The 26,453-nt window shown below is 68.2% G+C and carries 26 protein-coding genes; 18 read left to right on the top strand and 8 right to left on the bottom strand.

Going from position 1 to position 26,453, the window contains the following annotated elements:
- Positions 1-6: 6 nt before the first annotated feature.
- Complete coding sequence (locus ACPXCG_RS11265; RefSeq protein WP_425791997.1) at positions 7-936, top strand: hypothetical protein; 930 nt, start codon at positions 7-9, stop codon at positions 934-936.
- A gap of 21 nt (positions 937-957) precedes the next feature.
- Here ACPXCG_RS11265 and treY read toward each other — a convergent pair whose 3' ends face one another.
- The 4 genes from treY to ACPXCG_RS11285 form a co-directional block, all read right to left on the bottom strand.
- On the bottom strand, positions 958-3,288 hold the full coding sequence (gene treY / locus ACPXCG_RS11270) for a malto-oligosyltrehalose synthase (RefSeq protein WP_425792113.1): 2,331 nt from the start codon (positions 3,286-3,288) through the stop codon (positions 958-960).
- Positions 3,289-3,302: 14 nt separating this feature from the next.
- Positions 3,303-5,750: a glycogen debranching protein GlgX gene (glgX, locus tag ACPXCG_RS11275; RefSeq protein ID WP_425791999.1), complete on the bottom strand. Its 2,448-nt coding sequence runs from the start codon at positions 5,748-5,750 to the stop codon at positions 3,303-3,305.
- Between the two features lie 145 nt (positions 5,751-5,895).
- Positions 5,896-8,091: an acyltransferase family protein gene (locus ACPXCG_RS11280; RefSeq protein ID WP_425792001.1), complete on the bottom strand. Its 2,196-nt coding sequence runs from the start codon at positions 8,089-8,091 to the stop codon at positions 5,896-5,898.
- A gap of 164 nt (positions 8,092-8,255) precedes the next feature.
- Positions 8,256-8,852: a TetR/AcrR family transcriptional regulator gene (locus ACPXCG_RS11285; RefSeq protein ID WP_425792003.1), complete on the bottom strand. Its 597-nt coding sequence runs from the start codon at positions 8,850-8,852 to the stop codon at positions 8,256-8,258.
- Positions 8,853-8,977: 125 nt separating this feature from the next.
- Between ACPXCG_RS11285 and ACPXCG_RS11290 the strand changes: the two genes are divergently transcribed.
- The 6 genes from ACPXCG_RS11290 to ACPXCG_RS11315 all read left to right on the top strand — a co-directional run bounded on the left by ACPXCG_RS11290 (position 8,978) and on the right by ACPXCG_RS11315 (position 14,239).
- Positions 8,978-10,297 carry an adenosylmethionine--8-amino-7-oxononanoate transaminase gene (locus ACPXCG_RS11290; protein ID WP_425792005.1) on the top strand — a complete coding sequence of 440 codons (1,320 nt, stop codon included), beginning with the start codon at positions 8,978-8,980 and terminating at the stop codon, positions 10,295-10,297.
- Positions 10,294-11,493: an 8-amino-7-oxononanoate synthase gene (locus ACPXCG_RS11295; RefSeq protein ID WP_425792007.1), complete on the top strand. Its 1,200-nt coding sequence runs from the start codon at positions 10,294-10,296 to the stop codon at positions 11,491-11,493. Before ACPXCG_RS11290 ends, ACPXCG_RS11295 begins: the two co-directional genes overlap by 4 nt.
- Positions 11,490-12,326, top strand: a complete 837-nt coding sequence (gene bioD / locus ACPXCG_RS11300; protein ID WP_425792009.1) for a dethiobiotin synthase — start codon at positions 11,490-11,492, stop codon at positions 12,324-12,326. The genes ACPXCG_RS11295 and bioD overlap by 4 nt, the downstream gene beginning before the upstream one ends.
- The gene (gene bioB, locus ACPXCG_RS11305) at positions 12,323-13,351 is read left to right on the top strand and encodes a biotin synthase BioB (protein ID WP_425792011.1); all 1,029 of its coding nucleotides are present in this window, start codon (positions 12,323-12,325) and stop codon (positions 13,349-13,351) included. The genes bioD and bioB overlap by 4 nt, the downstream gene beginning before the upstream one ends.
- 79 nt (positions 13,352-13,430) lie before the next feature.
- On the top strand, positions 13,431-13,646 hold the full coding sequence (locus ACPXCG_RS11310; protein WP_425792114.1) for a hypothetical protein: 216 nt from the start codon (positions 13,431-13,433) through the stop codon (positions 13,644-13,646).
- Positions 13,643-14,239 carry a DUF2567 domain-containing protein gene (locus tag ACPXCG_RS11315; RefSeq protein ID WP_425792013.1) on the top strand — a complete coding sequence of 199 codons (597 nt, stop codon included), beginning with the start codon at positions 13,643-13,645 and terminating at the stop codon, positions 14,237-14,239. The genes ACPXCG_RS11310 and ACPXCG_RS11315 overlap by 4 nt, the downstream gene beginning before the upstream one ends.
- Here the strand turns inward: ACPXCG_RS11315 and ACPXCG_RS11320 are convergent.
- Complete coding sequence (locus tag ACPXCG_RS11320) at positions 14,227-14,490, bottom strand: helix-turn-helix domain-containing protein (protein WP_425792015.1); 264 nt, start codon at positions 14,488-14,490, stop codon at positions 14,227-14,229. The two genes, ACPXCG_RS11315 and ACPXCG_RS11320, sit on opposite strands and share 13 nt — an antisense overlap.
- Positions 14,491-14,582: 92 nt before the next feature.
- Between ACPXCG_RS11320 and map the strand changes: the two genes are divergently transcribed.
- A complete protein-coding gene (gene map, locus ACPXCG_RS11325; protein ID WP_425792017.1) occupies positions 14,583-15,347 on the top strand; it encodes a type I methionyl aminopeptidase in 765 nt (254 codons plus the stop codon).
- A 24-nt stretch (positions 15,348-15,371) separates the two neighbouring features.
- Here the strand turns inward: map and ACPXCG_RS11330 are convergent, their stop codons facing one another.
- A complete protein-coding gene (locus ACPXCG_RS11330) occupies positions 15,372-16,067 on the bottom strand; it encodes a TetR/AcrR family transcriptional regulator (protein ID WP_425792019.1) in 696 nt (231 codons plus the stop codon).
- 89 nt (positions 16,068-16,156) lie between these two features.
- Between ACPXCG_RS11330 and ACPXCG_RS11335 the strand changes: the two genes are divergently transcribed.
- Entirely contained in the window at positions 16,157-17,035 is an 879-nt protein-coding gene (locus ACPXCG_RS11335) for an NAD(P)H-binding protein (protein ID WP_425792021.1), read from the top strand.
- Positions 17,036-17,046: 11 nt separating this feature from the next.
- Here ACPXCG_RS11335 and ACPXCG_RS11340 read toward each other — a convergent pair whose 3' ends face one another.
- Positions 17,047-17,769: an NUDIX hydrolase gene (locus ACPXCG_RS11340; protein WP_425792023.1), complete on the bottom strand. Its 723-nt coding sequence runs from the start codon at positions 17,767-17,769 to the stop codon at positions 17,047-17,049.
- 55 nt (positions 17,770-17,824) lie between these two features.
- Complete coding sequence (locus ACPXCG_RS11345) at positions 17,825-18,430, bottom strand: LuxR C-terminal-related transcriptional regulator (protein ID WP_425792025.1); 606 nt, start codon at positions 18,428-18,430, stop codon at positions 17,825-17,827.
- Between the two features lie 237 nt (positions 18,431-18,667).
- Between ACPXCG_RS11345 and nadA the strand changes: the two genes are divergently transcribed.
- The 9 genes from nadA to ACPXCG_RS11390 all read left to right on the top strand — a co-directional run bounded on the left by nadA (position 18,668) and on the right by ACPXCG_RS11390 (position 26,416).
- The gene (gene nadA, locus ACPXCG_RS11350) at positions 18,668-19,741 is read left to right on the top strand and encodes a quinolinate synthase NadA (RefSeq protein WP_425792027.1); all 1,074 of its coding nucleotides are present in this window, start codon (positions 18,668-18,670) and stop codon (positions 19,739-19,741) included.
- Positions 19,734-20,636 (top strand): carboxylating nicotinate-nucleotide diphosphorylase, encoded by a 903-nt coding sequence (gene nadC / locus ACPXCG_RS11355; RefSeq protein WP_425792029.1) that lies wholly within the window; start codon positions 19,734-19,736, stop codon positions 20,634-20,636. Before nadA ends, nadC begins: the two co-directional genes overlap by 8 nt.
- 132 nt (positions 20,637-20,768) lie before the next feature.
- A complete protein-coding gene (gene hisD, locus ACPXCG_RS11360; RefSeq protein WP_425792031.1) occupies positions 20,769-22,139 on the top strand; it encodes a histidinol dehydrogenase in 1,371 nt (456 codons plus the stop codon).
- The gene (locus ACPXCG_RS11365; protein ID WP_425792033.1) at positions 22,136-23,266 is read left to right on the top strand and encodes a histidinol-phosphate transaminase; all 1,131 of its coding nucleotides are present in this window, start codon (positions 22,136-22,138) and stop codon (positions 23,264-23,266) included. The genes hisD and ACPXCG_RS11365 overlap by 4 nt, the downstream gene beginning before the upstream one ends.
- Positions 23,267-23,890: an imidazoleglycerol-phosphate dehydratase HisB gene (hisB, locus tag ACPXCG_RS11370; RefSeq protein WP_425792035.1), complete on the top strand. Its 624-nt coding sequence runs from the start codon at positions 23,267-23,269 to the stop codon at positions 23,888-23,890.
- 13 nt (positions 23,891-23,903) lie between these two features.
- Positions 23,904-24,548 (top strand): imidazole glycerol phosphate synthase subunit HisH, encoded by a 645-nt coding sequence (gene hisH, locus ACPXCG_RS11375; protein WP_425792037.1) that lies wholly within the window; start codon positions 23,904-23,906, stop codon positions 24,546-24,548.
- On the top strand, positions 24,545-24,832 hold the full coding sequence (locus ACPXCG_RS11380) for a hypothetical protein (RefSeq protein ID WP_425792039.1): 288 nt from the start codon (positions 24,545-24,547) through the stop codon (positions 24,830-24,832). The genes hisH and ACPXCG_RS11380 overlap by 4 nt, the downstream gene beginning before the upstream one ends.
- Complete coding sequence (gene priA, locus ACPXCG_RS11385; protein WP_425792041.1) at positions 24,825-25,568, top strand: bifunctional 1-(5-phosphoribosyl)-5-((5-phosphoribosylamino)methylideneamino)imidazole-4-carboxamide isomerase/phosphoribosylanthranilate isomerase PriA; 744 nt, start codon at positions 24,825-24,827, stop codon at positions 25,566-25,568. Before ACPXCG_RS11380 ends, priA begins: the two co-directional genes overlap by 8 nt.
- Positions 25,568-26,416: an inositol monophosphatase family protein gene (locus ACPXCG_RS11390; protein ID WP_425792043.1), complete on the top strand. Its 849-nt coding sequence runs from the start codon at positions 25,568-25,570 to the stop codon at positions 26,414-26,416. The genes priA and ACPXCG_RS11390 overlap by 1 nt, the downstream gene beginning before the upstream one ends.
- Positions 26,417-26,453: the final 37 nt, after the last annotated feature.

Below are 26,453 nucleotides of genomic sequence, written 5' to 3' on the forward strand. Positions count from 1 at the left end.
GAAGGAATGACCAAGCAGGACAACAACTCCGACGGACCGAATGATGACTCGACAGAGTTCGGATCACCCCGTCCCGAGGACGCCGCCCACACCGACCCCACGCCGCGGGACGACGCGGATCTCGACGCCGATGGCAAGGTGGCCGACAGCGCCGACGAGCCGGCCGAGCCGGCACCGAAGGCGCCGCGTCCACAGACGAAATCCGCTCGGACCGCGGGCCGACGCTCCGGCACCGCGGCCTCGGTGACCGCGGCCTCGGTGACCACGGCCGCCGACGCGGCCGCCGATCCCGAACGCCCGAAATCGTCTGGCGGACGCGAGATCTCGCTGACCTTCACGACCCGTGGGCTGGTGAAGGTCCTGGCCACGGTCGTTGTGATCGCCGTGGTCGTCGGGGTCGTACTGCTGGGCTGGGGCTACTATCACCAGCGGCAGGAACTCGCCGCCTTCGACGACAGCAAGGCGGCGTCGGAGGAGTTCTCGGTCAAGTTGGTCAGCACGATGAACACCGACAACATCGGGAACATGAAGGAGCTACTCGGCCCCTTGTCCACCGGTGAGTTCCGTCAACATCTGGAGCAGCAGCAGTCCGACGGGACCAAGGCCGTCAAGGATCTGAACGTTAAGGCGACCCCGACCGTGAAGTCGGTGTCGGTCACCAGTTTCGACACCGACTCCGCGAAGACGAGTGTGCTGATGGAGGTCAGTGGTACGAGCACACTGGCGCCGTCGGGCGGCAAGGAACTGATGCTTATCTGGCTGGACCTGCACAAAGAGGACGGCAAGTGGCTGGTCGCCAAGCTCGACGGCGCTCAGGCCGGTATCGGCGCGCCCCAGGGCGAACAGAATCAGTCCGGTCAGCCGGCCGCTCCGGCCACCCCCCAGGCGCCCGCCCCTCAGGCGCCCGCCCCTCAGGCGCCTGCCCCAGCTGGGTGATCAGCACCGCTCGAGGCGCGGTCACCCTGCGCGGGTGAGTATCGCGACAGGTCCGGATGCGAGCAACTGTGCGAGATCCGCGGCGCCGTCCAGGGTTTCGCCGGTCACGGCGTCGGTCCACGCCCCCGGCGGCAGGACCACCGAGGTCGCGGATCGGTCGAACGCGGACATACTGTGGGTGAAGCGCGCGGTCACCACGACGACCCGCGGGTGGTCCTCGCCGGCTCCCCGGACGAAGGCGATCACGTGATCCGCGCGCGGGCCCTCGGCCGCTAGCGGAGCGTAGGTACCTCCCGCGCCGAACGCGGTCGGATGATCGGCACGTGCCCGTAGGGCGACGCGGATCAGTGCGGTCTTGGGATGGTCCGCGGGCTGCGAGTAGTCCACCGGCCGACGGTTGTCGGGATCCACGAGGGAGTCGTCCCACCACTGGGTGCCCTGATAGATGTCCCCGACGCCTGGACCCAGCAGTGCGATCGCCTTGCGTGCCATCGCCTCGGCCTGCCAACTCGTCGAGATCTCGCCGACAAGTGTCCCGATCGCGTCCGCGCCATCACCGGTGGTGATGGCGTCCACCCAGGAGCTGAGAGCGCTCTCGAACTCTTCGTCGACGTCGGTCCAGGTGGTGCGGAGGCCGGCCTCACGGGACGCCTTCTGGGCGTAGGCGCGCAGACGTGTCCGCAGGGTGTCGTCGACGGCTCCGGAGACGGGCCAGACCCCGAAGATGTTCTGGAGCAGAAAGTATCCGGTCAGGTCGTCCGGTGGCGGCGTGGCAGACCAGATCCGGCGGACCAGCAGAGACCACCGCTCCGGCACCTGGGCGAGCAGGGCGATGCGGGCCCGCACGTCTTCGCCGCGTTTGGTGTCGTGCGTCGACGTCGCGGTCATCGCCCACGGCCAGTCACGTGCCCGCCGGGCATTGCGGGTATGGAACTCTCGCAGCGACATCGCCGGGTTGGCCGGGTCGCCCCCGACCTCCTGAGCGGAAACGAGTCGGGCCGTGCGATAGAACAGGCTGTCTTCGACACTCTTGGCGGTCACCGCGCCGCAGGTCTGGGCGAGCCGAGACGTGGCCGCCCCGGGGCTAGCGGTGGATTGGACGACGAATTCGAGTGCGGACGTGAGAGCTGGTGCACGACGGGCAATCTGGGCTGCGGTGTCGACGAGCCGGGGCCGCAGGGACGGGTAGTCGGCGCGGTAGACACCGATCTCGGCGATCAATTCGGCCGTCGCCTCGGCTATCGCGTCGACGTCGGCGGACGGATCCGAGTGGGTGATCGCCCGGACCAGCCGTCGGTGCTCGGTCGGGAACATCTGACCGACGGTGAACAGTTTGCGTTCTCGTTCGGTCGCTTGCAGCCACGCCGAATCCCCGGTCGTGGCCGTGATGTTCTCGTGGACCTCGTCGAGCTCGATGATCCCGGTCGGTGCGGTGAAGACGGCGTCGATCGCGCGCATCTGCTCGTAGCCGGTGGTTCCCTCCACCGGCAGGGTGGGCTCCAGCTCCTCATCCGATGCGAGAATCTTCTCGATGTAGATCAACCGACGATCGCCGACGTCGCCCCGCAGGCGCCGCAGATAGGCCTGTGGATCCCAGAGCCCGTCGGGGTGGTCCACGCGGACGCCGTCGATGAGATCCTCGTCGACGAGGTCGAACAGCCATCGATGGGAGGCCGCATAGACCTCTGGGTCCTCTTGGCGCAGTCCCGCGAGTTCGTTGACGGTGAAGAACCGCCGGTATCCGATCAATCCGCTGTTCCACGGGACCAGCCGGTAGTGCTGACGGTCGTGGACCTCCGACGGCGCGCCGTCGGAGGTGCCGGGAGCCGTGGGGAAGACATGGTCGTAGTAGCGGAGATGTCCGTCGTCGACGGCAAGGGGCGAGAGGTCGCCATCGGCGGCGAGTACCGGGAGCGCGATCTTGCCGTCGGTGCCGTTGTCGGTGGAGAAGTCGACGTCGAACCACGTCGCATAGCGCGACCCCGAACCGTATCGCAGCAGGTCGTTGAACCACGGGTTCTGTACCGGGTCGGCCACGCCGGTGTGGTTCGGCACGATGTCGACGATCACTCCCAGTCCGTGGCCGGTGGCGGCGCGACGCAGTGCCCGCAACCCGTCGATCCCGCCCAGTTCGGTCGAGACCCCGGGTGGGGGCACCCAGTCGTATCCGTGGGTGGACCCCTCGACCGCGCGCCCGATGGGCGACAGATAGAGATGGCTCACGCCCAGATCGGCGATCTGGGGGAGGATGTCGACCACCTCGGCGAAGCCGTGGTCGGGGGTGAGCTGAATCCGGTAGGTGGCGACCGGTTCTTGTCGTCCGCCGATGCGGTGGGTGCCGGCGGACGACATCTGCCGTTCGGTGCTCACGCCGTCTTACGCAGGACCAGGACCGATCGGGCACCGACGGTCACGGTCGTCTCGGCCGCGGCGGTGAGGTCGGTCGCGCCGGTGGCGTGGGTGGTGTCGAGTTCGCCGCTCCACTCGAGGCCCCACGACGGCGGTGGCAGGTGGAAGTCGATGTCGCCGTCGTGCGCGTTGAAGCAGACGAGGAAGCTGTCGTCGACGACCTTCTCGCCGAGTTCGTTCTTCTCCTCGATGCCGTCGCCGTTGAGGAACACCGCCAGGCTCTTGCCGAACCCGCTGTCCCAGTCCTCGGCGGTCATTGCCTGACCGGCCGGCGTCAGCCAGACGATGTCGAGGGCCTGATCGCCCCAGCGAATCGGCTTGCCGGCGAAGAACCTTCGGCGCCGCAGCACAGGGTGGTCGTGGCGCAGCGCGATGGCCCGGCGGGTGAAGTCGAGCAGGTCGGCGTTCTTCTCGGCGAGCGACCAGTCCATCCACGAGAGTTCGGAGTCCTGGCAGTAGACGTTGTTGTTGCCCTGTTGCGTCCGGCCCATCTCGTCACCGTGCGCCAGCATGGGCGTGCCCTGCGAGAGGAACAGGGTGGCCAGGATGTTGCGCTGCTGCTGTGCGCGGAGGGTGAGGATGTCCGGGTCGTCGGTGGGGCCCTCGACGCCGCAGTTCCAGGATCGGTTGTGACTCTCGCCGTCCCGGTTGTCCTCGCCGTTGGTGATATTGTGTTTCTCGTTGTAGGACACGAGATCACGCAACGTGAAGCCGTCGTGGGCGATGACGAAGTTGATGCTGGCCAGGGGGCGGCGGCCGGTTGCCTCGTACAGATCGGACGAACCCGTCAGCCGCGACGCGAACTCTCCGAGGGTGGCCGGTTCGCCTCGCCAGTAGTCCCGGACGGTGTCGCGGTATTTGCCGTTCCATTCGGTCCACAGCGGCGGGAAGTTGCCGACCTGGTAGCCGCCCTCGCCGACATCCCAGGGCTCCGCGATGAGCTTGACCTGGCTCACCACCGGATCCTGTTGCACCAGATCGAAGAACGCCGACAGCCGGTCCACGTCATGCAGCTCACGGGCGAGGGTGGAAGCGAGGTCGAAACGGAAGCCGTCCACATGCATCTCGAGTACCCAGTACCGCAGCGAATCCATGATCAGCTGCAGCGTGTGCGGGTGGCGCCCGTTGAGGCTGTTCCCGGTTCCCGTGTAATCCATGTACATCTCGGGGTTGCCGTCGACGAGCCGGTAGTAGGCCGCGTTGTCGATCCCGCGGAACGATACCGTCGGGCCGAGATGGTTGCCCTCGGCCGTGTGGTTGTAGACCACGTCGAGGATCACCTCGATGTCCGCCTTGTGGAATGCGCGGACCATCGCCTTGAACTCGGTGACCGCGCTTGCCGGCTGATCGGCCTTTGACGCATATTCGACGTGGGGTGCGAGGAACCCGAAGGTGTTGTACCCCCAGTAGTTCCGGAGGCCCTTGTCGTGCAGGACGAAATCCTGCATGAACTGGTGGACCGGCATGAGCTCGATCGCGGTGACCCCCAGTGACTGCAGATGATCGATGATCACGGGGTGACACAGCCCCGCATACGTTCCGCGCAGATGTTCCGGAACATCCGGATGAGTGGCGGTCATCCCCTTCACGTGGGCCTCGTAGATGACCGTCTGGTGATACGGCCGGCGCGGCGATCGGTCGCTCTGCCAGTCGAAATACGGATTGATCACCACGGAGACCATGGAGTGGCCCAGCGAGTCGAGTTGCGGCATGTCGGTCGGCGCGCGGGTGGTGAGGGTCAGCGACGACTCGGTGTCGGCGACCGATTCGGCCGCAGTCTCGGTGTCGTCGGTGTCGGTGTCCGGTGTTCTGGTGGGCCCGGTCGCGGAATCGCCGCGCGGCGCCGTGACGGTGCCGCCGGCCGTCGAGTCGACGTCTGCTTGGGCGGTCCCGTCGTCGGCGGACACCTCCGCCGACTCTTCGTCGACCATGGGGTACGAGAACAGCGACGCATCCCCGTCGAACTCGCCGTGGAACGCCTTCCCATAAGGGTCGAGCAGCAGCTTGCTCGGATCGCAGCGGAGGCCTTGCACGGGATCGTAGGGACCGTGCACCCGGAAGCCGTAGAACTGACCCGGTCCGACGTTGGGGAGGTAGCAGTGCCAGCAGTATCCGTCGACCTCCTCCAGGCGGATCCGACGTTCCGTCCCGGCGTCGTCGACGAGACACAGATCGACCGCGGTCGCGACCTCGGAGAACAACGAAAAGTTGGTCCCCACACCGTCATACGTCGCGCCGAGCGGATACGCGCTGCCCGGCCAGACGATGAAGGGTTCCCGGTCGTCCGGTGGTGCCGCGAAGTCGAACGGATCGGGAACGTTGGTGACCTCCGCGGACTGGGCGGGGGGCGAACCTCCGGCATCGGGGGCCGGTGACTCAGTCACTGCGACCTTCGGCGATTCCATGAGACGACACTAGCCGTCAACGGCCCCGGGTTCATCTCGGAGAGCACGCCTACGATGTGTGACCGTCGACGTCACACAGCGTCAACGGGCGAGGGGGTCAACGGGCGAGGGGGTCAACGGGCGAGGGGGTCAACGGGCGAGGGGGTCACCGGGGCGACTGGCCCGTCCACGGTGCCGCTGCCGCCATCTGTCGGCCCAACTCATCGGTCAGGCTGCGGACAAAGGTCGCGCTGAGATGATGCCAGTCCTTGTAGACGACCACGTTGCCGACGATCGCTGGGCACAACTCCGGATCGCAGACCCCGTTGGAGAGGTCGAGAGCGTGGAACATCGGCCTGGTCGCCGACAACGCCTTCGCCGGGTCCTCGGGAGCCAGCGCTGCGGCCCGTCGAGTCGCGCAACTCGTGGCCGACCCGCCGTCGGCGAGACACGTCGGCGTGTCGATCAGACCCGCGGCGTTGTGTGGCCAGGGCGTATCGCGGATACCGAACACCTGGATGCCCGCGGCGATGAAATCGTCGAAGATCGGCGTGTATGTCGGGGGCACCCAGTCGCCGGGCTCGTAGTCGCGGGGCCGGGTCGAGTTGGTGAAGATAGCGTCCGGCTTGTCCGCGATGACCTTTTTCTGGACTCGCATCACCCAGTCGTGGCACTGCGGATACGGCACGCCGTTCTGTTTGGGGACGAGCTCGGTCGACATCGGACAACCCATCTTGAGGTACGTGGTCACCTTGAAGTGGTTGCGTTGTCCGAGCAGGTTCAGTGCGCTGATCCACATCTCGGCGTGCGATCCGCCGATCAGTGCGATCGTCTTGGTCGCGTTCGGGTCGCCGTACACACCGACGTGGATGTCGGGGTCCTCGAAGCTGCTCATGTAGCCGTCGGTGGAGGTCTCTGGGAAGTCCTTGGTGACCAGCAACGGCGACGGCTGCGGATCCAGTGCGGGCACGGGCAGGCCGTTGAGAAGTGCACGGCCACCGGGATACAGGCTCGGATCGAGGTTCTTGGTGTCCACCACCATGGTCGAGACGTGCCGATCCCAGACCTTGATGCCGACCCCGGTCACCAGGGTTGCGATCACCAGGACCGACGTCAGCGCCGAGGTGTAGGTCAGCCAGCGGGTGCGCCCGTCATGGCGGGCGTGCGCCAGCCGCGACCGGCCGCCACCGCGTAACGGATCCTCGATGTATCGCTTGGTGAGCCAGGCGAGCGTGATCGAGACCGCGAGCAGCCCCACACCCTCGAGCACCGAGGCGTGGTCCTTGCCCCGCCAGGTCAGGTAGAAGATGAGCAGGGGCCAGTGCCAGAGATAGAGGGCGTAGGCGATGGTGCCCAGCCAGACCGGCCACCGGCTGGCCAGCATCCGGTTGACCGGCGGTAGAGCCTGCGGCTCGGAGACGCCCGGCCGCGGACGCTCCAGGGCAGTGGCGCCGGCCCAGATGATCAGGAGTGTCGAGCCCACCGGGATCAGCGCCCACGGCCCCGGATAGGAGTCGACCCCGTCGATCCACCAGCCGCAGGTGACGATCAGGGCGAGGGCCACGACTGCGGCCGCCGTACGGATCCAGCGCGGGACGCGCCAGTTGGGCAACCAGATCGCGAGCAGGCCGCCGGTCAGCGGCTCCCACAGCCGGGAGAGGGTGTCGTAGTAGTTGAACTGCTGGTTGACCCCCATCCGCATGTGGGCCCAGTAGAACGACACGGCGGCGACCGCGAGGATGGCGATACCGACGACCGCCCGGATCACCTGCGGGTTCGCCAACGGCGCGAGGGCCTTCGCGAAGAGCTTGAGCAGTGCGGCGAATGCGAGTGCGACGACCACGGTGACGACAAAGAACTGACCCTGCACCGACATCGACCAGATGTGCTGGAGGGGGCTGTTGGCCGAGCTCGCCGCGAGGTAGTCCTGGGAATTGAACGCCAGATGCCAGTTCTGATAGTACAACGCACTCGCGATCAGCTCGCGGCCGATGCTGACCCAGCGGGTCTCGGGTATCACGATGACGGTGAGCACAGCCACCGCGATCAGCACGGTGAACAGGGCGGGCAGAAGGCGGCGCAGGAGGCGCTTCAGGCGCGGCCACGGATCGATCGTGTCACGGAAGGTGACGTGCGGCGCCTGACTGTGGATCGCGTGGCGCAGCAGCGAACCGATGAAGAAGTACCCCGACAGTGCGAGAAAGACGTCCACGCCGCCCGAGACCCGGCCGAACCAGATGTGGAAGCAGGCGACGAGTGCGATCGCGATACCGCGCAGACCATCGAGGTCGGTGCGATACGCGGGCACGTTTCCGGCCTGCGCCGGCGTCGCCGGCGCGGCTGCGTGGGTCGGGGCTGCCACTACCTGGGTACGTCTTCCTGTCTCGACGTCGCGTTCGGCGAACCGAACCCGACGGCTGGGTGGGTGTGCCAGAGGCGGGTATCGGGAAGCAATCTACATGTCCAAGCTGTGATATCCCGCTTCGGTCCGCTTCGACACGCCTACGGTGACACCCCCGCTGACCTTTACTTTTCTTTACTTTCGGCCGAGGCGGGGGACGCGGACACGGCCAGGGCGCGCAGTCGCGCGCCGTCGAGGATCACGCTCAGGCCGTCGGTGAACTCGGCGGTGAAGTCCCGGTCCGACGGCTCGATCACCTGGAGGCGTTCCATCTGGGCACGTGTCTGCTCCTCGATGGTGAGTCCGATGACCAGCTGACACACCGCGGTCGCGACGGCCCGGGCGTCCCGTTCACTCAGCCCGCCGTCGCGTGCCACCGTGGTCAGGTCGATGGCGATCGACTTCGGCGACAGTCCGCTGGCCCAGCTCGACGACACCACCTCGGCGCTGTCGGGCACCGACAGCAGCGCGGCGCGCATCCCGGTCGCCAGGAATGCCAGCTTCTCATCCCACGGGAGCGACCCCGGCGCAGTGCGCACCTCGCCGAGGATGTCGTCGGACAGGGCGGCGAGCAGCGTCTGCTTGTTGGGGAAATGCCAGTACAGCGCGTTCGGGCGGACACCGAGGTCCGCGGCTAGTCGTCGCATCGAGAGGTCGGCGAGGCTGTGGTCGGTGAGGATGTCCCGAGCCGCTCGCAGGACGTCGGCCCGATTGTTGCTCACCCGCTCAGGGTAATGGGCGCGAGTACCCGACGACGCGCGGCCTGTACAGCGTCCAGGAAGCCTGTACAGTGTCCAGGACGCCGTCAGCCCGAACGACGTCTCTCCCGATCTCGAAGGACATCGCTGTGGACGAGGCCACCATCAGTCGTATCGATGCCGAGCATGTCTGGCATCCCTATGGCGCGATGCCGGCGACGGGGGTCGACCTGTCGCAGCCACCGCCACTGGTGGTGCGGGGCGCGGGGGGTGTCCGGCTCGAGCTGGGAGACGGGCGCAGCGTCGTCGACGGGATGAGCTCGTGGTGGGCGGCGATTCACGGCTACCGCCATCCGGTGCTGGACGACGCGGTGACCCGTCAGCTCGGGATGATGTCACACGTGATGTTCGGCGGTCTGACCCATGAACCCGCCGCCCGACTGGCACAGGTGCTCGCGTCGATCACCCCCGAGCCGCTCCAGAAGGTCTTCTTCTGCGACTCGGGTTCGGTGTCGGTGGAGGTGGCGGTCAAGATGGCGCTGCAGTACTGGCGCAGTCGCGGTCACGGGGAGCGGACCCGACTGCTCACGTGGCGCGGCGGCTACCACGGCGACACCTTCACGCCGATGAGCGTCTGCGATCCCGACGGCGGGATGCACTCGATGTGGCACGACGTCCTCACCGAACAGGTCTTTGTGCCCGCGCCGCCTACGGCGTTCGACGACGACTACGTCGGCATTCTCGAATCCGCGGTCGAACGGCATCGTGACCGGCTGGCGGCCGTCATCGTGGAACCGGTCGTGCAGGGTGCGGGCGGGATGCGGTTCCACGATCCGCGGTACCTGGGCGAACTGCGCCGCATCTGCGACCGTGCCGGCGTCCTGCTGATCTTCGATGAGATCGCGACCGGATTCGGCCGCACCGGGGAACTGTTCGCGGCCGATCATGCGGGGGTGGCCCCGGACATCATGTGTCTCGGCAAGGCGCTGACGGGCGGATACCTGACCCTGGCGGCCACCTTGTGTACGGCTGAGATCGCCGCGGTCATCAGCGCCGGGGAAGCGGGCGGGCTCGCGCACGGGCCGACCTTCATGGCGAATCCGCTGGCGTGTGCCGTGGCGGTCGCCTCGGTCGAACTGTTGCTCGATTCCCCGTGGCGGCAACGGGTGCACGGCATCGAGAGCCGGTTGCGGTCGGGGCTGGCCGACCTCGAGGGTCATGCGGGGATCGTCGATGTCCGGGTGCGCGGGGCCATCGGGGTCGTCCAGCTCGACCGTCCGGTGGACGTCGCCGCCGCCACTGCGGCCGCACTCGACGAGGGAGTGTGGGTCCGTCCGTTCCGGGATCTCATCTACGTGATGCCCCCGTTCGTGTGCACCGACGACGACATCGACACCATCACCCGTGGGTTGCGGGCCGCCGCGAAGGCCTGCCTGTCCACCGATCTCGTCGCGGGCGCCATCCGATGACGACCACCGAATTGCCGGATTCCGCGATCACGCCGGTCGTCGATGCCGACGATGCGCTGGCCTGGCTGGCCGACGAGGCCGCGCGTCTGCGCGCCGCCGGATTGCATCGCGAACCCGTTGTGCGGTCCCCCGATCCGACGATGATCAACCTGGCCTCCAATGACTATCTCGGTCTGTCCGGCCATCCGGCCGTCATCGCCGGTGCCCATGCCGCACTCGACACCTGGGGGGCCGGCTCGACCGCGTCGAGGCTCGTCGTCGGGACCACCGAGCTCCATGTCGAACTCGAGGACGATCTGGCCGACTTCCTCGGTTTTCCTGCTGCGCTGGCCTTCTCGTCGGGTTATCTCGGCAACGTCGGGGCGATCACGGCGTTGGCGGGCCGGGGCGATCTGATCGTCAGCGACACGGGTACGCATGCGTCGCTGATCGACGGATGCCGGTTGTCGCGGGCGCGGGTGGTGGTGACTGATCGTGGTGATCACGCCGCGGTGCGTGCGGCGCTGCGTGAGCGGACCGAACAACGGGCCCTGGTGGTCACCGATTCGGTGTACAGCATCGACGGCGAGCCGGCACCCGTCGGTGAGTTGTATTCGGCGGCTCGCGATCACGGCGCCGCCTTGCTCGTCGACGAGGCGCATGCCCTCGGAGTCCGCGGGCCGGGCGGTCGAGGGCTGGTCGCCGAGCTCGGGCTGTCGGGGGCTCCGGACCTGGTGGTCACCACGGTGCTGTCCAAATCGTTGGGCGCGCAGGGCGGCGTGGTGCTCGGATCGGCGTTGCTGCGTTCCCATCTGATCGACCGGGCTCGGACCTTCATCTTCGACACCGGGCTCAATCCGGCGGCGGTGGGGGCGGCACGTGCCGCCCTCGGACTGCTCCGTTCAGATGCGTCGATGCCGGATCTGCTGCGCACCAACGCGACTCGTCTCGCTGTCGCGATCGGTGCACCCACCCCGGCCGCTGCGGTCATCTCGTTGATCATCGGAGAGCCACAACGGGCGGTGGCCGCCGCCGCGATCTGCCGGGATCGCGGCGTCCTCGTCGGCTGTTTCCGCCCGCCGTCGGTGCCCGCGGGCACCTCGCGACTGCGGCTGACCGTGCGGGCCGATCTCGACGTGCCGGTGATCGATCAGGTCGCCGACGTCGTGAACGACGCGCTGCGAGAAGTCGGGGCCCGAGAGGTGGGTGTGCGATGACCGGACATGTCCTCGCGGTCACCGGCACGTCCACCGACGTCGGCAAGACCATTGTCACGGCAGCGCTGGTCGCGGCCGTCGCGGACGCCGGATTGACTGCGGCCGTGTGCAAACCGGCACAGACCGGGGTCGCGCCCGGCGAGCCCGGCGACCTTGCCGTGATCGACGAGTTGGCCGGTCCGGTCGCTACGGTGGAATGTGCGCGCTTTCCCGATCCGCTCGCCCCGGACACGGCCGCCCGGCGAGCCGGGATGGATCAGCTCGATCCCGATGGGATCTCGGCCGCGGTCGCCGCGTTGTCCGCCGTCCACGACTTCACCCTTGTCGAGGGCGCCGGTGGAATCCTGGTCCGCCTGGCCGACGGACTGACCCTGCTCGATGTCGCGGCGGCCACCGATGCGGGTGTGCTCGTGGTGGTTCCGCCGGGGCTCGGTGCGCTCAACCATGCCGAGCTCACCGTCGGTGCGATCGTCGCCCGCGGCCTGCGTCCGGCAGGCCTCGTGGTGGGCTCGTGGCCCGCCGACCCCGATCTCGCGATGACCTGCAACCGCACCGATCTACCGCGCGTCACCGGGGTACCGATCGTCGGCGTGATCCCGGCGGGCGTGGGGGGCCTCGATCCGGCGGACTTCCGCCGCCGCGCGCCGTCATGGATCGACACCGACTGGCTCCGGCGTGAGAGTGCTCTACCGCCGACAGCAACCTCCTTTTCGCCGACAGCAACCGAATCCTCGCCGACAGCAACCGGATTCGCGCCGAAAGTAACTGATTTTTCCACGGCGGTACCGTCCGCCCACCCCGACAGCCAGTCCACCGAAGGAGTCCACTCGTGACCCAGGCATCCGTTGTATCCGAACAGACGACCGGCGACATCCTCGACGTCGCGCGCGCACAGGTCCTCGACCGCGGGGAGCCGCTGAACCGCGAGCAGGTCCTCGAGGTGCTGCGGCTCCCGGAAGAACGTCTGACCGAACTGCTGCAGCTCGCCCATGATGTCCGGATGCGATGGTGTGGACCCGAGGTCGAGGTGGAGGGGATCATCTCGCTCAAGACCGGGGGCTGTCCCGAGGACTGCCACTTCTGTTCACAGTCCGGTCTTTTCGCGTCGCCTGTGCGCAGCGCGTGGATCGACATCCCGTCTCTGGTGGAGGCTGCCAAGCAGACCGCGAAGACGGGCGCCACCGAGTTCTGCATCGTCGCCGCGGTCCGCGGCCCGGACAAGCGGCTGCTGAGCCAGGTCGCGGCCGGCATCGAGGCGATCCGCAACGAGGTCGACATCCAGATCGCCTGCAGCCTTGGCATGCTGACCCAGGAACAGGTGGATCAGCTCAAGGACATGGGTGTCCATCGGTACAACCACAATCTGGAGACGGCCCGCAGCCACTTCCCGAATGTGGTGACCACCCATACCTGGGAGGAACGCTGGGACACCCTGCGGATGGTCCGCGACGCCGGTATGGAGGTCTGCTGCGGCGGCATCCTCGGCATGGGGGAGAGTCTGGAGCAGCGCGCCGAGTTCGCCGCCGATCTCGCGTCGCTGGAGCCGGACGAGGTGCCGCTCAACTTCCTCAACCCGCGCCCGGGCACCCCGTTCGGCGATCTCGACGTCCTGCCGGCCTCCGAGGCGCTGCGGTCGGTCGCCGCGTTCCGTCTCGCGCTGCCCCGCACCATCCTGCGCTTCGCGGGTGGTCGCGAGATCACGCTGGGCGATCTCGGTGCCCAGCAGGGCATCCTCGGCGGCATCAACGCCGTCATCGTCGGCAATTACCTCACCACGCTGGGCCGACCGGCCGAAGACGATCTCGATCTCCTGTCGGATCTGTCGATGCCGATCAAAGCACTCAACGACAGCATCTAGGCTCGACGACGTGACGTCTCCGAAGACGACGCCGGGGCCCCCGGGCATTCCCGACGCGCTGCATGAGATCCCGGGCCCGATGGCCCAGCCCTGCCGGTTCGGTGTCCACACCGGACTCGAGCTCGAACTGGAGTCGGCCGATGCGGTGCCGCCGGCAGCCCGGATGGGTCTGGAACCACCCCGGTTCTGCGGGCAGTGTGGTCGACGCATGGTGGTGCAGGTACGTCCCGACGGATGGGGTGCCCGGTGCTCCCGGCACGGAACGATCGATTCGACCGAACTGGGCCGGCGGTGACCATCGCCGGGCGTCGGCCCGCCGTCGGGCCGCTGATCGCGGTGGTCGGTTCGGTGGTCCTGCTCGGTTTCGTGGTCGGGATGATCTGGGCGGAGGTGACCCCGGCGATGTCGGGCCGGGTCGTCGATGCCGACTCCGCGCTCATCCCGGCAGGCCAGTTCCCCGAGGAATTCGCGGGCGTCGCAACCTTTGCCCTGCTCCTGTTCGGCTACGGGGTGGTCGCCGTGGCGATCTCATGGTTCACGAGTCGTCGGTGGCGGGGTCCGCTGGGATTCGTCGCCGTCGCGGTGGCGACGGTGATCGGCTCGCTCGTCGCGGCCTGGGTCGGCACGACGGTGGCCGATTGGCGTTTCGACGATCCCAGGTCGTCGCCGGTGGGTTCGACCTTCGAGGTGGTCCCGGACCTCTGGCTCGACGGCGCCGTGCGGGGTGGGATCGGGGGGCCATGGGTCCTGTTCGTGTGCGCGCCGCTGGCCGCCTCGCTGGTCTACCTCGGTCTCGCGCTCGCCGCGCGCCGCGCTGACCTCGGCGTCGGGGACCTGCCCGACGCCGGCGCCGACGAGCGACTGGAGCCCACCGCTCAGCCGATGTGAGCGGTGACCTCGCCATTCATCGCGGTGGCGAGCGCGTCCACCGACACATCGAGGACCCGACTGAGAGCGACGACGGTCGCGAACGACGGCGTCAGCAAACGGCCACCCTCGATCTTGCGCAGCGTCTCCGGTGAGATCCCCGCTGCACGCGCCACCTCGTTCGTCGTGCGGTTGCCGCGACACTCGCGCAGCAGTGTTCCGAGCCTGCGGCCTGCGGCGATCTGCTCAGGGGTGAGTGGTGCGCGAACCATGTGCCCACTGTAGCTACCCCGGTATGAAAATACCGTCCTCGTTACGTAGGGTGGTATTCAAATACCGCCCGAGCCGGACGCAGGAGGCCGCAGTGATCGAACTCAAGTCACCGGAAGAGGTCGCGTCGATGCGGGTGACCGGGCGGTTCATCGCGGAACTGCTCGACGACCTGGCCGGTCGTGCGCGGATCGGTGTCAATGTCCTCGACCTCGAGATGCGTGCCCGTGAGCTGATCGAAGAGCGTGGTGCCGCCTCCTGTTACTGGGACTACGACCCGTCGTTCGGGCGAGGGCCGTTTCGCAACGTCATCTGCCTGTCGGTCAACGACGCCGTGTTGCACGGCCTGCCGCACGACCACGTACTCGCGGACGGTGACGTGCTCAGCATGGACATCGCGGTGGCGATCGACGGCTGGGTTGCCGACTCGGCACGGACGGTGATCGTCGGGACCCCGCGCAGCGACGACGAGCGACTCGTCGAGACCACCAGGGCGGCTCTGGTGGCGGGTATCGCCGCGGCGCGTGCAGGCAATCGCCTCGGTGACATCTCGGCCGCCATCGGCGAGATCTGCACGTCCCGAGGCTATCTCGTCAACACCGAGTTCGGCGGGCACGGGCTGGGTCGCACGATGCACGAGGATCCTCATGTGCCCAATCTCGGGCGGGCGGGGCACGGGATGCGGTTGCGGCCCGGGCTCACTCTGGCGCTGGAACCGTGGCTCGCGCAGAGCACGTCGCAGATCATCTACGACCCCGACGGCTGGACGATCCGGTCGGCCGACGGCTCACGCACGGCGCACAGCGAACATACGATCGCGATCACCGAAGGCGACGCCGAGGTGTTGACTGCGCTCTGACGTCGGCGCGATGGGCGTTTCCGGTCACGAACCGGCGATCCGGTCGAGCCATTCACGCATGAGCGTCCGCTCCGCCGGGCTGAGCGCCGCGGCGAGCGCGTCGTCGTCGGCCCGCAGGCGCAGCGCCGCCGCGCGCGTGCCGTCGTCGGACCGGTCGGTGACGTCGGTGAGGACCGCGGCGGCAAGCGATTCCCACGCCGCGTCGGCGAGGTGGTCGTCACGATCCGGTTTCGGCGCTGCGATGAGCGCGAGTACGACGCCGGTGCCGATCGCGTGCACGAGCATGACGGCGCGCTCCTCGGGCACGCGGAGGCGTCCCGCGCGTGCGACCCGATGGATACGCTCCCGCAGCACGGCGATGCCCCGCTCCTCGGTGGCCGAGGGGCGGCGTAGCGGGTCCGAGAAGATCGCGGTGAGACCGGGATTCGACGTTCCGAAGTCGATGTGCGCGATGAACGAGCGTCGGAGGTCTCGGACCGGGTCGCTGTCGCGGTCCACCTTCTTTGCGTCGACGTAGTCCGCGAACACCCGATCGGCAACGGCGTCGAGCAGGCCGACCTTGTCGCCGAAGAGTCGATAGATCGTCGGCGCCTGTACGCCCGCGGACGACGCCACCGCGCGTGTGGTGACCGCGTCGGGACCGCCGTCGGCGAGGAGCTCGGCGGCGGCATCGAGGACGCGGAGTCGTACCAGGTCGCGGTCGGAATGGGCGATTGTCATTTATCGACGATAACGTATTTGTGTTACCGTTGGATGAATCAGTGATAACACAATTGGGATTTCATCGATAACGTCGAGAGGGCAGCACAATGATCGTCATCACCGGTGCCACCGGAGGCCTGGGCGCGGGCATCGTCCGAGAACTGCTGGACCGGGTTCCGCCGGCCGACATCGCGGTCAGTGTCCGCGATCCGAGGAAAGCCGACGACCTCGCCGTCCGGGGTGTGCGTGTGCGCCGCGGTGATTTCGACGACCCGGAATCCCTGAGCCACGCATTCGAGGGCGCCGACCGAGTCCTGGTGACCTCGGTGGATTCCCTCGGGCCTGCTGCCGTCGCGCAGCATGCCGCCGCGGCCGGGGCGGCCGCCGACGCCGGTGCCCGACGAGTCTTCTACACCGCACACCAGAACGTCTTGACGGATTCCCCGTTCGGTGCTGCCCCGGACCATGCGCAGACCGAGCGTCGCATCGCCGAGATCGGCGTGCCCTGGACCTCGTTGCGAAACGGCTTCTACGCCCACACGGTCGGGCATCTCGTGGCCGGTGCGCTCGAGACGGGCGAACTCGCACTACCCGACGACGGCCCGGTGTCGTGGACGTCCCGCGACGACCTCGCCGCCGGGGCCGCGGTTCTTCTCGCCGCGGGGAACGACGGCCCGCTGTTCGACGGCCCGACACCCCCGTTGACCGCGGGAGATGCAGTCACCTTTGCCGACATCGCCGAGATGATGTCGGATATCACGTCGACGACGATCCGCCGCACCGTCGTCGACGACGAGGACTGGGTGCGGAGCATGATCGCCTCGGGAATGCCGGAGCCCGCGGCCCGCTTGATGCTCGGACTGTTCGAAGCGGGACGCCGCGGCGACTTCGCGGCCGTGGATCCCGCACTGGAGGAACTCATCGGTCGGGAGCCGCAGACGACCCGTACCCAGCTCGAGACCCTTCTGAGCTCCTCTCGCCGGTGACCGCGCCGCGGTCACATCGGCGGGCGCAGGGTCGCGAACTCGTCGGTGACCCGTAATCGGGTGTCGGCGAACGCATACAGGGCAGGAGGGCGCCCACCGGACCGTCCGGTCTTGCCGACCGTGCCGGTCGCCACCACCACGGCGCGGCGGCTGAGGATGCGGAGAAGGTTTGTCGTGTCGACCGGATAACCCAGTGCCGCACAATATATCTCGGACAGTTCCGACATCGGGAATCGTGCCGGGGCAAGTGCGAAGGCGATGTTGGTGTACGAGAGCTTGGCGGCCAGGCGATGCCGCGCCGCGGCGACGATGTCGCCATGGTCGAAGGCGAGGTCCGGCAACGCATCGACGCCGTGCCAGGCCGCGGTCTCGGGAAGCGATGCTTGCACGTCGCTCGGGACCAGCCCGAGGTAGGTGGACGCGATGGTGCGGACGCCGGGGACCCGATGCGGACCGGAGAACACGGCCAGCTGTTCGAGGTGCGCGAGGTTGCCGATCTCGACCGTGTCGGCGACGAGACGTCGCGCACTGGTCTGGAGGGTCTCATCGTCTGCGACATCCCCGCCCGGCAGTGACCAGGTGTCAACGTCGGCTGCCTTCTCGAGCAGGACGCACAGTGAGGATGCCGACTCCGGCCCGGACTCGCGCACCTGGAAGACCGCCGTCAACACCTCGACGCGTACGCCCGACGGTGCCTGGAAGGCGGTGGGCGACGACGGTGGGGGCGGTGGCATGGCGTCGATTGTATGGGTGCTCGGACCGCCTGCCTGCCCCTCGCCACGCCGTGGCTCAGAGCTCGTCGAGGGCGAGAATCCCGTCCTGGATGGCGCGCGCGGCCAGGGCTGCCTTGGTGCGGGCGGTCCGGTCGACTGCCGTGTACTTGGCCCGGATACGTGTCAGATGGGTGTTCACCGTGCCGATCGAGATCGAGAGTTCTTCCGCCACACAGATCTTCGAATCGGTGAGCAGCCAGGTGCGGAGCACTTGGATCTCGCGGTCGGTGAGGCCGGGTCGCCTGCGAGCGGGGCGCTCGGGATGCGGGCGCAGCGCCGGCGACGGTATCCGTGGTGCTGTCGGCGCCGCGAGCGACGTCGACATGCCGGGCGGAATCGGGGTGGTGCCCGGAATCAGCCGCATGTGAGAACGCCCGTTTCGCGCGTCGGTCGGATGGACCCGTTGCGCCGGATACGTCGTGGGCACCGTGTGGGCCGGTGCCGATGTGACCGGCATCGCGACGGGCTGTCCGGGGAGCGGCATCCGCCGGGCGGCCAGACGGGCGAGGGCGGCTTCGCGACGCTGTGCGGCCGCATCCGGGCGTCCGGTGCCGGGCGGAATCGGCCGTGGGCCGGTCGATACGGGGACGGGGCTGAAGCTGTCGGAGGGGGAGACGGTCATCGCGTTGCTCACAATCTGGTCCGGGGCCGCGGTCTGGACTGGCCGGATGAGGTCTGTACACCGCCAACGCTATGGTTCGGCACGCGTGAGCGAACGCGTAGTGGACTACTCGAATTGCGGGCGGGAATGCCGTAGATGTGACCGGTGTTACCATGGGCAGTGTTTTCGACCACCAGTCGAAAACCCTGCTCGGCCGCATGACCCATGCCCCGAGCGTGACCGGTAGAGGAGTGGCAGATGAGCATCACCAGCGATCGTCCGGCCGCGGCGCCAGGAGTGGCGAGCGTCGACCTCGGTCTGATGGATGCCGTGTGGACCGACGGACCCGGCGGGTACGCCGGCGTGGAGCCGACACCAGAATGGGCCGACGAGGTTCGACGGCTTGCCCGCGCTCGCAACGCGACGTTGCTCGCGCACAATTACCAGCTTCCCGCGATCCAGGATGTCGCCGACCACGTCGGCGACTCGCTCGCACTGTCGCGGATCGCCGCCGAGGTCGACGCCGACGAGATCATCTTCTGCGGCGTGCACTTCATGGCGGAGACCGCGAAGATCCTCAGCCCCGAGAAGCGGGTGCTGATCCCCGACGCCCGCGCCGGATGTTCTCTCGCGGACTCCATCACCGCCGACGAGCTGCGCGAATGGAAGTCCGAGTTCCCTGACGCGGTGGTGGTCTCCTACGTGAACACGACCGCGGAGGTGAAGGGTCTCACCGACATCTGCTGCACCTCGTCGAATGCCGTGGACGTCGTCGCATCGATCGAGCCCGACCGCGACGTGCTGTTCCTCCCGGACCAGTTCCTCGGGGCCCATGTGAAGCGGGAGACCGGTCGCGACAACATCCACATCTGGGCAGGCGAATGTCACGTGCACGCCGGCATCAACGGGGACGAACTCGCCGACCAGGCGAGCGCCCACCCCGATGCCGACCTCTTCATCCACCCCGAGTGCGGGTGCGCGACGTCGGCGCTCTACCTCGCCGGTGAGGGAGCAGTCCCCGAGGATCGCGTGAAGATCCTGTCCACCGGCGGCATGCTCGACGCCGCCCGCACGACAGGCGCCCGCCAGGTTCTGGTGGCCACCGAGATCGGCATGCTGCACCAGCTTCGCAAGGCCGCGCCGACAGTCGATTTCCAGGCCGTCAACGACCGCGCGTCGTGCCCGTACATGAAGATGATCACCCCCGCTGCGCTGCTTCGTTCGCTGCGTGAGGGCCGCGACGAGGTTCATGTCGCGCCCGACGTCGCCGAGCGGGCGCGCAAGAGCGTCGAGCGGATGATCTCGATCGGCAGTCCCGGTTCCGGTGAGTGAGGCATTCGTCGGTCAGGTCCGGGCCGCCGCGGACCTGGATCTGACCGTCACCGACGAGGTCCGGACATTGATCAGGACCGCTCTCGACGAGGATTTGCGCCACGGCCCCGACGTGACGACGCTCGCGACCGTTCCCGCCGACGCGCGGACCGAGGCCGCGGTCGTCAGCAGGGCCGACGGCGTGATCGCGGGGGTCCCGGTGGTGCTCGCGGTGTTCGACGAGGTGATCGGCGCCGGTGCCTACGAGGTGACGGCCGCCGTTCCCGACGGCGCCGCGGTGGGGCCCGGCGATGTGGTGCTCCGCGTGCATGCGCCGACCGGCACACTGCTCACCGCCGAGCGGACGGCGCTCAATCTGGTGTCGCACCTCTCCGGCATCGCCACCGCGACGGCCCGATGGGTGGCCGCGGTCGAGGGGACGGACACCAGGGTGCGTGATTCGCGGAAGACGTTGCCGGGAATGCGATATCTGCAGAAGTACGCAGTCCGCGCCGGCGGCGGCGTGAACCATCGGATGGGCCTCGGCGATGCGGCGCTGATCAAGGACAACCACGTGGCTGCGGCCGGCTCGGTGAGCGCGGCGTTGAGCGCCGTGCGTGCGGCTGCCCCCGGCCTCCCGGTCGAGGTGGAGGTCGATTCGCTGGCGCAGCTCGACGAAGTACTGCCGCTGGAACCGCAGTTGGTGCTGCTCGACAACTTCGCCTTGTGGGAGACGCAGATGGCGGTACAGCGTCGCAACACGCGATCTCCCCGGACGAAGCTGGAGAGTTCCGGTGGGCTCTCGCTCGAGATGGCCGCCGACTACGCACGCACAGGAGTCGATTATCTCGCCGTCGGTGCGCTGACGCATTCGGTCACCGTGCTCGACCTCGGGCTCGACATCCCGGCTCCCTGAGCGAATCGGTAGCAAGAATCCGCGCTGTGCGCGGATTCTTGCTACCGATCGGAAACCGCTTCTCCCGACCCCATAAACTGGTGGTGACGTGTGCGCATGGTGCGCACCCTCCCCAGCTCACAGGAGAACCCGATGCTCGCCCGAACCGACCTGCGCGGCGCCACCCCGACGCTCGCCGAATTGCGTCGCGCGCTGCCGCGTGGGGGCACCGATGTCAATGCCGTCCTCGACACGGTGGCGCCGGTGGTTCACGCGATCGCCGAGCGCGGGGTCGAGGCCGCGCTCGAGTTCGGTACCAAGTTCGACGGTGTCCGGCCGACCTCGGTTCGCGTCCCCGCTGCGGTGATCGCCGACGCGCTTGCGCGACTCGACCCGGCCGTCGCCGACGCGTTGCGCGAATCGATCACCCGGGCCCGCAAGGTCCACGCCGACCAGCGTCGGGAGACCTCCCGCACGCAGGTCGTCGACGGCGGCGTGGTCAGCGAGAAGTGGATCCCGGTACGGCGCGTCGGCCTGTACGTGCCCGGCGGCAACGCGGTCTACCCGTCGTCGGTGATCATGAATGTGGTGCCCGCCCAGGAGGCAGGTGTCGGTTCGCTGGTGATCGCCTCGCCGCCCCAGAAGGACTTCGGCGGATGGCCGCACCCGACCATCCTCGCCGCGTGTGCGCTGCTCGACGTCGACGAGGTGTGGGCGGTCGGCGGCGCGCAGGGCGTGGCCCTGCTCACCTACGGCGGCACCGACACCGATGCCGCCGACTACCCGGGTGCCGTCCTGGATCCGGTCGACCTCATCACCGGTCCCGGCAACATCTACGTGACCGCCGCCAAGCGACTCTGTCGTGGCGTCGTCGGCATCGACTCCGAGGCGGGGCCGACCGAGATCGCCATCCTCGCCGACGACAGCGCCGACGCGGGCATCCTGGCATCCGATTTGATCAGCCAGGCCGAGCACGACGTCCTCGCTGCCTCGGTGCTCGTGACCGACAGCGCCGACCTCGCCGATGCCGTGGACACCGCACTCGATACGCAGGTCGCGGCCACCAAGCATCGGGAGCGCGTGACCACCGCCCTGTCCGGTGAACAATCCGGCATCGTGCTGGTCGACGATCTCGAGGCCGGTCTGGCCGTCGTCGACGCCTATGCCGCAGAGCATCTCGAGATCCAGACGCGCGACGCGGCCACGGTCGCCGACCGTGTGCACAACGCCGGCGCGATCTTCGTCGGGCCGTATGCGCCGGTCAGCCTGGGCGACTACTGCGCCGGGTCCAATCACGTTCTCCCGACATCGGGTTCGGCACGGTTCGCGTCGGGGCTGTCGGTGCAGACCTTCCTGCGGGGCGTGCATGTCATCGACTACGACGAGGCCGCTCTGCGTGACGTCGCCGATCACGTCGTGACCCTCGCCGACGCGGAAGACCTGCCGGGACACGGTGACGCGGTGAAACAGCGGTTCGTCGCACATCGCGCTGCAAGTGGTTCGGATTCGGGAGCGGTGTCGTGAGCGCACCCACCGTGCCGGGAGGCCGGATCACCGTCGACGATCTGCCGCTGCGCGACAACCTCCGTGGCAAGAGCGCCTATGGTGCACCGCAACTCGAGGTTCCAGTGGTCCTCAACACCAACGAGAACCCGCACCCGCCGTCGGCTGCACTGATCGACGACGTCGCAGAGTCGGCGCGTGCCGTGGCCGCAGCGCTGCACCGGTATCCGGATCGCGACGCCGTCGCTCTGCGGAGCGACCTGGCGGAGTATCTCTCGACCGCGACCGGCGTGTCCCTCGCGGTCGAGAACCTGTGGGCGGCCAACGGTTCCAACGAGATCCTGCAGCAGCTGCTGCAGGCCTTCGCGGGCCCGGGGCGCAGTTCGCTCGGATTCGTGCCCTCGTACTCGATGCACCCGATCATCTCGGACGGCACCGACACCACCTGGCTGGCCGCCCATCGCGCTGCCGATTTCGGCCTCGACATCGACTACGCGGTCGCCGAGGTGACGGCCCGGCGACCCGACGTGGTGTTCGTGACCTCGCCCAACAACCCGACCGGCGGCTCGGTGACCCCAGACGACCTGCGGCGGATCGTCGAGGCGGCGTCGGGCATCGTGATCGTCGACGAGGCGTACGGCGAGTTCTCCGAGCGGCCCAGCGCGGTCGAACTCATCGACGAGTTCCCGGCCAAGGTCGTCGTCAGCCGCACCATGAGCAAGGCGTTCGCGTTTGCCGGCGGGCGCCTGGGATACCTGGCCGCGGCACCGGCGATCGTCGAGGCGTTGCTCCTCGTCCGGCTGCCGTATCACCTGTCGGTACTCACGCAGGCCGCCGCCCGGGCGGCGTTGCGGCACGGCGACGACACCCTGGCCGGTGTCGCGGCGATCATCGCCGAGCGAAAACGCGTCGCCGCGACCCTGTCCGATGCCGGGTATCGCGTGGTGGATTCCGACGCGAACTTCCTCCTCTTCGGTCACTTCGGCGACGCACCGGCGAGCTGGCGACGCTATCTCGACCACGGCGTGTTGATCCGCGACGTCGGAATCCCGGGCCATCTACGTGTCACCATCGGCCTGGCGGCCGAGAACGATGCCTTCCTCGACGTCAGCCGAACGCTCGCGTCCACAGATCTGGAGAATGGGTAAGTGACCACCACAGCACCGCGTATCGGGCGGGTCGAACGAACGACCAAGGAGTCGTCGATCACCGTCGAGCTCAACCTCGACGGCACCGGCGTCACCAACATCTCCACCGGTATCGCGTTCTTCGACCACATGCTCACCGCGTTCGGCCAGCACGGCAGCTTCGACCTGACTGTCGAGGCGAAAGGTGACGTCGAGGTCGAGGGACACCACACCATCGAGGACACCTCGATCGTGCTCGGTCAGGCGTTGGGCCAGGCGCTCGGCGACAAGAAGGGCATTCGGCGGTTCGGCGACGCCTGGATACCGATGGACGAGTCCCTGGCGCACGCGGCGGTCGACGTGTCCGGACGGCCCTACTGCGTGCACACCGGTGAACCCGAGCACCTGCTCACCGCGGTGATCGGCGGATATCCGGGCGTTCCGTATTCGACCGTGATCAACCGTCACGTCTTCGAGGCGATCGCCATGAACGCACGCATCGCCCTGCACGTGCGAGTCCTGTACGGACGCGACCAGCACCACATCACCGAGGCCGAGTTCAAGGCGGTGGCCCGCGCATTGCGTGCCGCGACCGAGAACGATCCGCGGGTGAGTGGTGTGCCGTCCACCAAGGGCGCCCTCTGATGGGGTGCAGCCGATGAGCGGTGCACCCGCGGTCACCATCCTCGACTACGGATCGGGCAACTTACGTTCGGCGCAGCGCGCGCTCGAACGGGCCGGGGCCGAGGTGACGGTCACCGACGACCGGGACATCGCGACCAACTGTGACGGGCTGGTGGTCCCCGGGGTCGGCGCCTTCGCCGCCTGCATGGAGGGGTTGACCGCGGTCAGAGGTCACCGCATCATCGACCGACGTCTGGCCGGTGGGCGACCGGTGCTCGGCATCTGCGTGGGCATGCAGATCCTGTTCGAGCGGGGGGTCGAATTCGACGTCGAGGCGCAGGGCTGCGGCGAGTGGCCGGGTACCGTCAGCCGGCTCCCGGCCAAGGTGCTCCCACACATGGGCTGGAACACGGTGGACGCGGCGGACGGCACGATGCTCTTCGACGGGCTGGATTCCGATACTCGTTTCTACTTCGTGCACTCCTACGCCGTTCAGGACTGGAGCATGGACACCGACGGTTCGCGGATCGATCCGCCCAAACTGACATGGGCGACACACGGCGGGCCGTTCCTGGCCGCCGTCGAGAACGGCGCACTCGCCGCGACCCAGTTCCACCCGGAGAAATCCGGTGATGCCGGCGCGCACCTGCTCCGCAACTGGGTCCGGTCCCTGGCATGAACATCGACGACACCCGATTCTCCTACGGCAAGCTGGTCCTGTTCTCGCTCGGCGCGGGTGTCGTCGTACTGCTGGTGTCCATCCCGGTGATCCTGCTGGTGGCACAATGGTCGCCCATCGCGGGCCTGGTCATCGCACTGATCGCGGTGCTGGCAATGATCTGGGTGATCGGCGGCGTCTCCCGGCGCATGATCGCCCGTGCCGAGCATGAGATCCTGGCCGCGCGTGCCGACCGGCCCCACACCTCCTATCCGACAGACAGGAACACATCCACCGATGGGTAACACCCTTGAACTCCTACCCGCCGTCGACGTCGCCGACGGGCAGGCCGTCCGACTCGTACAAGGCGCGGCCGGCACCGAGACCTCATACGGGTCTCCGCGGGAGGCCGCGCTGGCCTGGCAGACCGACGGTGCCGAGTGGATTCATCTCGTCGATCTCGACGCCGCGTTCGGCCGCGGCAACAACCGCGAACTACTCGCCGACGTCGTCGGCGAACTCGACGTGAAGGTGGAACTCTCCGGCGGTATCCGCGACGACGACTCGCTTGCCGCCGCGCTCGGGACCGGTTGTACCCGCGTGAATCTCGGCACGGCTGCGCTGGAGAACCCGCAGTGGTGTGCACGGGCGATCGAACGCTACGGCGACCGGATCGCCGTCGGGCTCGACGTCATCCGTGAAGCGGACTCCTACCGTCTCCGCGGTCGCGGCTGGGTCACCGACGGCGGCGACCTGTGGGAGGTGCTCGAGCGCCTCGACCGTGACGGTTGTGCACGGTACGTCGTCACCGACGTCTCCAAGGACGGCACGCTGGCCGGACCCAATCTGGATCTGCTGGGCGAGGTCGCCGCGGTCACGTCGGCGCCGGTCGTCGCCTCCGGCGGCGTGTCGGCCCTCGACGACCTGGTCGCGATCGCCGGGCTCGTCGACCGCGGCGTGGAAGGTGCGATCGTCGGCAAGGCGCTCTACGCGGGCCGGTTCACCCTGCCGCAGGCCCTGGCCGCCGTCGCCGGGACGTGATGGACCACTCACGACTGCTCGACACCGCGAGCACCATCCTCGACTCGGTGGCCGCCGAGTTCGTGGCCGGACTCGGCGCTCCGAGCGCAATCGCCAAGGGCCCCACCGACTTCGCCACACAGGTCGACCTCGATCTGGAACGACGGATCGCCGGTGAACTTACCGACCGCACCCAGATCCCGGTTCACGGTGAGGAGTTCGGCGGACCGCCGGTCACCGAGGGCCCCGTCTGGGTGCTCGATCCGGTCGACGGCACCTACAACTATTCGACAGGTGTCCCGCTGGCGGGCATCCTGCTCGGGCTGCTCGTCGACGGCGACCCGATGCTCGGGCTGACCTGGCTGCCGCTACTCGGACGTCGCTACGCCGGCCACGTCGACGGCCCGCTGCTCGTCGACGGCGAACCCGTGCCGCCGCTGAGTCCGATCGACCTGCAGACCTCGGTCATCGCCTACGGTCCGTTCAACGAGCGCGCGAAGGGTCGCTATCCCGGTGCGCGACGCGCAGATGTCATCCGGGCGTTGAGCTCTCGGGTCGCCCGGTTGCGGATGACGGGTAGTACGGGCGTCGACATGGCCTACACTGCCGCGGGGATCTTCGGCGGCGCAATCGCTTTCGGCCGGCACGCGTGGGACAACGCTGCGGGTGCGGCGCTGGTGCGCGCCGCAGGCGGAGTCGCGACCGATCTCGCCGGCGCACCGTGGACGGCGGCGTCGCCCTCGCTGGTGTGTGCGGCACCGGGTCTGCACGCGGAATTGATGACGGTCATCGAAGACGTGGTCGGCGACGAATGGGCCTCGCAGCCCCCGGGCGCCGACCGCCCAGAGAACTCCGGAGGTCGCCGATGACGGTTGCGGTGCGAGTCATCCCTTGTCTCGACGGTGT

This window comes from Gordonia sp. DT218, from assembly GCF_049847105.1.
GTDB lineage: Bacteria > Actinomycetota > Actinomycetes > Mycobacteriales > Mycobacteriaceae > Gordonia.

Excerpts from the sequence above, each read along its gene's own strand:
- ACPXCG_RS11340 (WP_425792023.1), bottom strand. The coding sequence starts at position 17,769 with ATGCCACCGCCCCCACCGTCGTCGCCCACCGCCTTCCAGGCACCGTCG.
- ACPXCG_RS11335 (WP_425792021.1), top strand. The coding sequence starts at position 16,157 with ATGATCGTCATCACCGGTGCCACCGGAGGCCTGGGCGCGGGCATCGTC.
- priA (WP_425792041.1), top strand. The coding sequence starts at position 24,825 with ATGGGTAACACCCTTGAACTCCTACCCGCCGTCGACGTCGCCGACGGG.
- ACPXCG_RS11295 (WP_425792007.1), top strand. The coding sequence starts at position 10,294 with ATGACGACCACCGAATTGCCGGATTCCGCGATCACGCCGGTCGTCGAT.
- bioD (WP_425792009.1), top strand. The coding sequence starts at position 11,490 with ATGACCGGACATGTCCTCGCGGTCACCGGCACGTCCACCGACGTCGGC.
- ACPXCG_RS11320 (WP_425792015.1), bottom strand. The coding sequence starts at position 14,490 with ATGGTTCGCGCACCACTCACCCCTGAGCAGATCGCCGCAGGCCGCAGG.
- ACPXCG_RS11265 (WP_425791997.1), top strand. The coding sequence starts at position 7 with ATGACCAAGCAGGACAACAACTCCGACGGACCGAATGATGACTCGACA.
- hisD (WP_425792031.1), top strand. The coding sequence starts at position 20,769 with ATGCTCGCCCGAACCGACCTGCGCGGCGCCACCCCGACGCTCGCCGAA.
- ACPXCG_RS11345 (WP_425792025.1), bottom strand. The coding sequence starts at position 18,430 with ATGACCGTCTCCCCCTCCGACAGCTTCAGCCCCGTCCCCGTATCGACC.
- nadA (WP_425792027.1), top strand. The coding sequence starts at position 18,668 with ATGAGCATCACCAGCGATCGTCCGGCCGCGGCGCCAGGAGTGGCGAGC.
- ACPXCG_RS11310 (WP_425792114.1), top strand. The coding sequence starts at position 13,431 with ATGGCCCAGCCCTGCCGGTTCGGTGTCCACACCGGACTCGAGCTCGAA.
- treY (WP_425792113.1), bottom strand. The coding sequence starts at position 3,288 with ATGTCGTCCGCCGGCACCCACCGCATCGGCGGACGACAAGAACCGGTC.
- ACPXCG_RS11390 (WP_425792043.1), top strand. The coding sequence starts at position 25,568 with ATGGACCACTCACGACTGCTCGACACCGCGAGCACCATCCTCGACTCG.
- hisH (WP_425792037.1), top strand. The coding sequence starts at position 23,904 with ATGAGCGGTGCACCCGCGGTCACCATCCTCGACTACGGATCGGGCAAC.
- ACPXCG_RS11330 (WP_425792019.1), bottom strand. The coding sequence starts at position 16,067 with ATGACAATCGCCCATTCCGACCGCGACCTGGTACGACTCCGCGTCCTC.
- glgX (WP_425791999.1), bottom strand. The coding sequence starts at position 5,750 with ATGGAATCGCCGAAGGTCGCAGTGACTGAGTCACCGGCCCCCGATGCC.
- ACPXCG_RS11380 (WP_425792039.1), top strand. The coding sequence starts at position 24,545 with ATGAACATCGACGACACCCGATTCTCCTACGGCAAGCTGGTCCTGTTC.